The 5,717-nt window shown below is 43.4% G+C and carries 7 protein-coding genes; 1 reads left to right on the top strand and 6 read right to left on the bottom strand.

What is annotated here, in order from left to right; genetic code table 11:
- Positions 1 to 260 precede the first annotated feature (260 nt).
- The 4 genes from VGB26_13580 to VGB26_13595 form a co-directional block, all read right to left on the bottom strand.
- Positions 261 to 1,190, bottom strand: a complete 930-nt coding sequence (locus VGB26_13580; GenBank protein HEX9758808.1) for a GGDEF domain-containing protein — start codon at positions 1,188 to 1,190, stop codon at positions 261 to 263.
- Positions 1,191 to 1,222: 32 nt separating this feature from the next.
- Positions 1,223 to 1,780, bottom strand: a complete 558-nt coding sequence (gene rfbC, locus VGB26_13585; protein HEX9758809.1) for a dTDP-4-dehydrorhamnose 3,5-epimerase — start codon at positions 1,778 to 1,780, stop codon at positions 1,223 to 1,225.
- Between the two features lie 606 nt (positions 1,781 to 2,386).
- Entirely contained in the window at positions 2,387 to 3,208 is an 822-nt protein-coding gene (locus tag VGB26_13590) for a tetratricopeptide repeat protein (protein ID HEX9758810.1), read from the bottom strand.
- A gap of 40 nt (positions 3,209 to 3,248) precedes the next feature.
- Complete coding sequence (locus VGB26_13595; GenBank protein HEX9758811.1) at positions 3,249 to 3,845, bottom strand: pentapeptide repeat-containing protein; 597 nt, start codon at positions 3,843 to 3,845, stop codon at positions 3,249 to 3,251.
- 286 nt (positions 3,846 to 4,131) lie between these two features.
- On the opposite strand from VGB26_13595, the gene VGB26_13600 reads away from it, so the two are divergent.
- Complete coding sequence (locus tag VGB26_13600; GenBank protein ID HEX9758812.1) at positions 4,132 to 4,494, top strand: hypothetical protein; 363 nt, start codon at positions 4,132 to 4,134, stop codon at positions 4,492 to 4,494.
- A 122-nt stretch (positions 4,495 to 4,616) separates the two neighbouring features.
- Here VGB26_13600 and rpsU read toward each other — a convergent pair whose 3' ends face one another.
- Both rpsU and VGB26_13610 read right to left on the bottom strand, forming a co-directional pair.
- A complete protein-coding gene (gene rpsU / locus VGB26_13605) occupies positions 4,617 to 4,808 on the bottom strand; it encodes a 30S ribosomal protein S21 (GenBank protein HEX9758813.1) in 192 nt (63 codons plus the stop codon).
- A 381-nt stretch (positions 4,809 to 5,189) separates the two neighbouring features.
- Positions 5,190 to 5,429 carry a CDGSH iron-sulfur domain-containing protein gene (locus tag VGB26_13610; protein ID HEX9758814.1) on the bottom strand — a complete coding sequence of 80 codons (240 nt, stop codon included), beginning with the start codon at positions 5,427 to 5,429 and terminating at the stop codon, positions 5,190 to 5,192.
- Positions 5,430 to 5,717 lie beyond the last annotated feature (288 nt).

The following is a 5,717-nucleotide window of genomic DNA, read 5'->3' on the forward strand; positions in this document are numbered from 1 at the left end:
GGTTGACCGCCCAGTGCGGTTTCTCAAGCGTGAAAGAAAGTTCGTTCAAAAGCTCCATTGATCCTCCTTGCTGATTTTGTTTCCCTACTATACTTTTTCAACGCAAATTCAGCAAGTTGAATGTTAAAATACAGACTCTAAGTAATGATGTTATTTCAGTATAATCCTTCCTGCCAAACACGAGCCCGAGAGCGGTCTATATAATTCCTGGATTCCCGTTTCCACGGGAATGACGGCTTTTTAGAAGAAGTGGAATCCATTTAGGCGGTGCACACACGGTTTCTCCCGGTCTCCTTTGCGCGATAGAGTGCCCGATCGGCGGCGGATACGAGCGTTTTAGTGTCACGTCCGTGACCCGGGGCATTTGAGACACCAATGCTGATGGTGACCCGGATGGTTTTATTGTCGAATGTAAATGGATGTGCTTCGATGGCGGCTCGGATGCGCTCAGCAGCCAGCCGTCCCCCTTCCAAATCGGTTTCGGCCAGATAGCTGATAAACTCCTCCCCGCCGTACCGACCCGATACATTGGAGATTCGAATAGACTGGCGAATAAGACGGCCGACCTCGGCCAACACGTGACTACCCATCAAATGTCCGTTTTGATCGTTGACCGATTTGAAAAAATCAAGGTCCATCATTAAGACTGCCAATGGCAGATTGTAGCGAAGGCAACGCTGGAGTTCTCGCTCAAAAGCCAAATAGAGCGATTCCTTGGTTAACAGACCCGTGAGTTTGTCATAGGTAATCAGATCACGAACCTCGGCGTGGAAGGCCGCTTCGATGTCGTCCAAGACGACGAACTTCAACACCGTTTCCCCGATCTGGATCTTATCTCCATCCCGAAGCTGGGCGGATTTCACGGGCTGGGAGTTTACAAAGGTGTGGTTCTTGCTTCCGAGATCAGTGACAATGTAGGTTGTTTTTTGGTTTTGTACATCCCCTTCGTAGTTGATTCGTGCGTGTTCCCGGGAGGCCCCATGGTCCGGAAGACGGATGTCCGCTTCAGGGCTACGCCCGATGATTTGGCGGGTTTTTCTAAGAAGGAAATTTCGGCCGATCTCTGCACCCTTCAAAACGATGAGGGAGGCGTGATTTTTGCGAAATCTCTTGTCGTCCAGGTTAGGGTTGCGTTTGATCAGTGTTGGATCTTCGTCGAAAAGGGGTTTCTTTGGATTGTTATCCATCATTGGGTAAACCATGGCAAAAAGATTTAAAAAAATTAATAACCCTCAAACAAGGGAAGATCATCTTCCATCTCCTTCAACCCTTTGAAAGAGGCATCTTTTGGGGAGAGGAGGGGTGAGATGATTGGCCATTGGATTCCGATGGTGGGGTCATTCCAGATAATTCCGCGCTCATCTTTGGGGGAGTAGAGGTCGGTGCATTTATACACAAAGTTGGCCTGATCCGATAGGGTGCAGAAACCATGGGCAAATCCAGGGGGAATGTATAGTTGGAGTTTATTTTCGCCGGATAAGTGAACCCCTATCCATTTCCCGAATTGAGAGGAACCCTTACGGATGTCCACTACCACATCGAAGACTTCACCTGAAAGCACAAAGACCAGTTTGCCTTGGGGTTTCCCGAGTTGGTAATGAAGCCCCCGAAGTGTTCGGGTTTTTGAGTTGGAAAAATTATCCTGTACGAAAAATTCCGGAATTCCGGCTTCCGCGTATTTTTTCTGATGGTAAGTTTCCATAAAGAAACCCCGTTCATCCGAAAAAATATCGGGTTTAATCAGAACCACTTCTTTTAAATCGGTTTCTTTAAATTCCATTAAAAAACTTTCCAGGAACAGCTTTGCTCTATTAAAAGAAATAATGAAGAATATACCTTATTTAATCAATATTTCAAAATAGAATCTTGGTCGGGTTTTGGAGGGAATAAATTTCCCATTTAGCAAAGGTGAAAGGAGGGGAATTAGAATATAAAATCTCCCCCGGCCCCTCTTTTCCAAAGAGGGGAAATTGTGGAGGCATCTCTTTCTCAATTGGGGAGAATTACGTGGGCAAAGGTGGAAGGAAGGGAATTAGAATATAAAATCTCCCCTGGTCCCTCTTTTCCAAAGAGGGGAAATTGTGGAGGCATCTCTTTCTCAATTGGGGAGAATTACGTGAGCAAAGGTGGAAGGAAGGGAATTAGAATATAAAATCTCCCCTGGCCCCTCTTTTCCAAAGAGGGGAATTTAGGGAGGGGTCTTTTTTAAAGAAGGGAAGTTTAAATAGTTTCCCCCTTAAGAAAAGGGGGAATAAGGGGGATTTGAGATTATAGAATCTCCCCTGGCCCCTCTTTTCCAAAGAGGGGGAATTGGAGGGGACCTCTTTCTCAAAGGGGGAATTGAGGGGAAAGGAGAGGAGGTTTGGCTATTTGCTTTTAAACGAGTTTAGCCTTTAGCTTTGAGATTGGGGTAGACAGAAGTCGGATGGATCGCTTTTCGTAGATTCTTCACTCGAATTGTGAATTCTTCAGGTTCTTTAAAACGGAAGCGCTTGTTAATTTCTAACACCCTTTCCAAACAGCGAAGAGAAAGCTCCCTTTGCTCTCTCAACTCGTATAGATCTGCAAGATAAACCAGTGCTTCTTTTTCCCCTGACGGGTGACCGATGTGGCCGAAGTGGGTGTATGAGAAATTAAAACAGGTCTCCGCTTTTTTGAATACTTTTAGAAACTGATAAGCCTTTCCGAGCTGTCCCCAGGTTGCCGCTAAACCCTCTTCATTTCCTGTTTGCTTGTGGAGGTCCAAAGCCTTTTTAAAAAAAGGAATGGCTTTTCCAACCTCTCCTGCGTGCATTTCTAAAAGGCCCAAATTGCTAAAAAGAGTTCCTAGGGAGTGATTGTCCTGGGCTTTTTCTATGAAATCTTTTGCCTCCAGGTAATACGCACGGGCACGATTTGATTCTCCCTTTTCCCTAAACAGATTTCCCAGATTAACCAGGGTCTGTCCCACGGTGCGATAATCCGGGGCTTTCTTTTGAATGTCTAAGACTTCTTGATAAAACGCTGCCGCTTTTCGTGTTTCTCCCAGGGTGGCACATATATTTCCAAGGTTTCCTAGTATTCCTGATAAATGCTGGAGATCTTTTTGTTCCCGAGCCTCTTTTAGTGCCAATTCTAAGAGTCGTTGGGCACCGGGGAAATCTCCTCGATGAAAAAGGATCATTCCTTGTTGAAAGTACCCGGATCCGGTTTTTTCTGTATTCATCATCAATGCAGCGGTAGAATGCGTTGTAGGATTTAAATTGTAATTAATGGTTTCCTTTTTGGGGTTGTTTTTTGAGCCTTTCCTCCGCCCATTCCCTTAAGGCGTCTGATAGGCTCATTTTTTCTGTTTTTTGTAATGCCCCTTCTTTATTGGCTTCGGCCAGGTTGGCTCCATCGAAATTACCCTCCGATATATTTACCTCCCTAAAATTCGCCTTTTTAAGGTTCGCCCCTTTAAAGTTGGTTTCATATAAAACGGTTTTTTGAAGATTCGTTTCGGTTAGGTCTGCTTCCGAAAGATCAGCTTGGGCTAAGTTTGCTTCTTGAAGGGTGGCATCTTTGAGGTTTGCCTGGGTAAGGTTCGCTTTGAGAAGATTGGCTTCGGATAAATTGGCCTCCTCCAAATTTGCACCTTTTAAATTGGCAGAACCGAGGTTGGCTTTGGAAAGGTCCGCTCCTGAAAGATTGGCACCCTGGAGATCAGATTGTGACAAGTTGGCTTCGGATAAATTGGCCCCTGAAAAATTGGCGCCGGTGAATTGACAGCCTGCAATATTCCCTCCGGAAAGGTCAACCCCTTCGAGATTTTTCTTCTGCATCACAAAAGTGAGAATTTGTTTTCGCGTGTATTGGGTGGTCATTTTCCCCAAAGCCCCGTTTTTTTAATATTAGTTTTTAATTATACACGAAAGGGGATATGAAATTCTCGGGTTTTTCCAGAGGTCCTTTCCTTCAGGGTGGTCTGAACAGATGATCATATTGCTGTTTAAAATCAAATTAAACTAAAAGGGTTAAAACCTATTGAAATATTTAAAAAAACTTATCTTAATCCCAGATAATTCAAATTGGCATCAACTCTGCAATCCAAGGGGGTTGTTAACAAAACAACATCTAACTTAAATGCAAAACTAAAAAGGAGGTCTAACCATGAACCGTTTATTTGCTTTAGCTGTTGCAGGGATGTTGAGCCTATTTTTGGTTCCTGGGGCCATTGCCCAAACGGGAGCGTTAACATCTATCATTGGAAGTGGTGAGGGCCAGCAAGTCATCAACACCGATAAGGCCCGAACCATGACAGGAGAGATCCTGGCCATCGACCCGGATCAGGGTCTCCTGGTTGTTAAAAACCGAAGATTGGAAAAGGGGTTTCATTTTAATGACGAAACCCAAGTGAAAAAAGGAAGGACCTTTCTGACCCAAGAGGATTTAAAATTAGGAATGAAGGTCAAGGTGGCGTATACGGAAATCGATGGAAAGATGAGAACATACCTGGTCCGGATACAAAAATAAGGAACAGGGCTGTTCTGCCGCCAAAAAAAAAGGGGGTCTTTCCATCCCGGAAACGCCCCCTTTTTGATTCATAATTTAAAAGCTCACATTTTCAGCAAAAAAAGGGGTTGAGCAGGAAAAAATTATTCTTCGGAATAGCGAAGTGCTTTTAGCCTTTTTTTCCTTGCTTCTCTTTGCTTTCGCTTTTTTTTCACCGATGGTTTTTCGTAAAATTGTCTTCTTTTTAATTCCTTGAGGAGACCCTCTTTTGCTAATTGCCTTTTGAGGACCTTTAATGCTTTTTCAACCTGATTTTCGTGCACCTTGACTGCCAATACCTTCTCCCCCCTTTACATTATTAGAAGTTTTTTAAGGTGAAATAAATGATGAAACCGTTTCTTTTGACAATGAACTTTCAAAACCTAACTAATACAACTCAAGGTTTTTTTTAAAAAAAGCCTTCAAATGAAGAAGTTATACAAATAGTTAATATGTGCCAACCCTGTGGGTTTTGTCAAGGAATAAAGAAATGAAATGAGAGGGAAATTTAAAAGTCAATAACACCTTGAATTTAATGAAGTTTTTAGGCCATGTGAAATAATTTCAAACTAAACGTAAAAAAACAAGGGGTTCCATAAAGAAAACCTTTGTTTTTTTTTGTCCTCTTTAAAATATTTCCGGTTTTTCCCTTGAAGTTTTCTTAAAAGCTTTTGGGTCTAGGTCAAACTGGAATGGGTTCCGTCACAAAAAGGCGGCGTTTTTGTGTGCTTGCATCCACACCAAGCAACCGTTTTCTTTTCTTCAATTTGAACAACCTCGGGGGACATTCCTGTTCCTTTGTGGGACCCATCACAATAGGGTTGTTTTTGGGATAATCCGCACCGGCACCAGGCATAGGTTCCGGGTTCAACTTCCAGGACATAAGGACTTTTTTGTGCAATTTTAGGTTCAGCCATTCTCCACCTCCTTGTTGGTTATATTAAGTTAATCCATGCGGGTTTTATTTAGCTTACTTAGTGCTCTTTTTCGTAAATTCACTAACGTATTTTGGCGGTGTTGAAATCTGAGTCTATCATTCCCGAATGTTTTATCGGGCCCGCCTGCCGGCAGGCAGGAATCCAGGCTCTTTAAAATCAACAACTTCTGGATTCCCGCTCCCCGATAGAGGCATTCGAGGACAGGTTTCGCGGGAATGACGGCTAATGCATAGAATATAGATTGTTCTTGAAAATCTGTAGTGCTTG

Source organism: Nitrospiria bacterium (genome assembly GCA_036397255.1).
Classification (GTDB): Bacteria; Nitrospirota; Nitrospiria; order DASWJH01; family DASWJH01; genus DASWJH01.

Excerpts from the sequence above, each read along its gene's own strand:
- VGB26_13595 (HEX9758811.1), bottom strand. The coding sequence starts at position 3,845 with ATGACCACCCAATACACGCGAAAACAAATTCTCACTTTTGTGATGCAG.
- VGB26_13600 (HEX9758812.1), top strand. The coding sequence starts at position 4,132 with ATGAACCGTTTATTTGCTTTAGCTGTTGCAGGGATGTTGAGCCTATTT.
- VGB26_13610 (HEX9758814.1), bottom strand. The coding sequence starts at position 5,429 with ATGGCTGAACCTAAAATTGCACAAAAAAGTCCTTATGTCCTGGAAGTT.
- VGB26_13590 (HEX9758810.1), bottom strand. The coding sequence starts at position 3,208 with ATGATGAATACAGAAAAAACCGGATCCGGGTACTTTCAACAAGGAATG.
- rfbC (HEX9758809.1), bottom strand. The coding sequence starts at position 1,780 with ATGGAATTTAAAGAAACCGATTTAAAAGAAGTGGTTCTGATTAAACCC.
- VGB26_13580 (HEX9758808.1), bottom strand. The coding sequence starts at position 1,190 with ATGATGGATAACAATCCAAAGAAACCCCTTTTCGACGAAGATCCAACA.